This window comes from Bacillus sp. SN32, assembly GCF_002837495.1.
Classification (GTDB): Bacteria; Bacillota; Bacilli; order Bacillales; family Bacillaceae; genus Bacillus; species Bacillus subtilis.
Map to the genome: position 1 here is coordinate 1 of NZ_PJCT01000015.1, position 878 is coordinate 878.

Genomic DNA, 878 nt, shown 5'->3' on the forward strand with positions numbered 1-878 from the left:
AGTGGAAGAAATGGGCATGGAGCCATCTCAACTTTGCAGGGAATTTGCAAGGATTCTCAATTCAACACCTAGTGTCGTAAATGGTGTATGTACGGCTACAAGATTTCGAAACAACATTCATCCAGTAGTACTTGGAAGAAGAGCAGAAGCATTTCCTTTTATTCCTCAAGCCTTTTCATTTGAAAGCATGGATCGGAATGGCAGAGCTTTATGTTTAGGTGAGACTGTTTTACTTCAAGAAGAAGTGAACCCGTTTATGACTGAGTTACGCGAATTTGGTATTATTGTAACTGCCGTTCATAACCATTGGCTGTTTGATAAGCCACGTCTGATGTTTATGCATTTTGAATCAATAGACGAACCTCTCACCTTTGCAAGAAAAGTCAGGGAGGCTATGAAAGTTCTTATCAAGAGAACAGTCCGTGCGGAAGCAAAAGTTGATGGTGAAATGATTAAACAGCATGGTCTTTGTGACGAATTCAACGATATTCTAGGTGGAACCATGCATACTTTTGAAAATGGAATTTGTACAGTGATGAGATCACGAACGAATATAAAACCAGAAGTACTAGGAAGACCAGGAAGATCATTTTTACTAATTCCTCAGATGTTTTCATTTGAATCAATGACAAAAGATGGCCGTGCTCTTTGTAGTGGTGAAACCGTGATTCTCCAAAAAGAAATCAATCCATTTATTAGTGTGCTTCGAGAACATGATCTTATTGTAACGTCACTTCATAATCACTGGTTGTTTGATAAACCAAGACTGATGTATATTCATTTCGAATCAATTGATAAACCTATCAACTTCGCATTAAAAGTAAGAGATGCTTTAAAAGTTCTTACTGATAAAGAAGTTAGAGGTTAACATTATTTTG

Annotated in this window: 1 protein-coding gene; it reads left to right on the top strand. The window is 37.1% G+C overall.

What is annotated here, in order from left to right; translation table 11 throughout:
• The first annotated feature begins 1 nt into the window (after window position 1).
• Window positions 2-868, top strand: a complete 867-nt coding sequence (locus tag CW370_RS21020) for a DUF1259 domain-containing protein (protein ID WP_024571956.1) — start codon at window positions 2-4, stop codon at window positions 866-868.
• Window positions 869-878 lie beyond the last annotated feature (10 nt).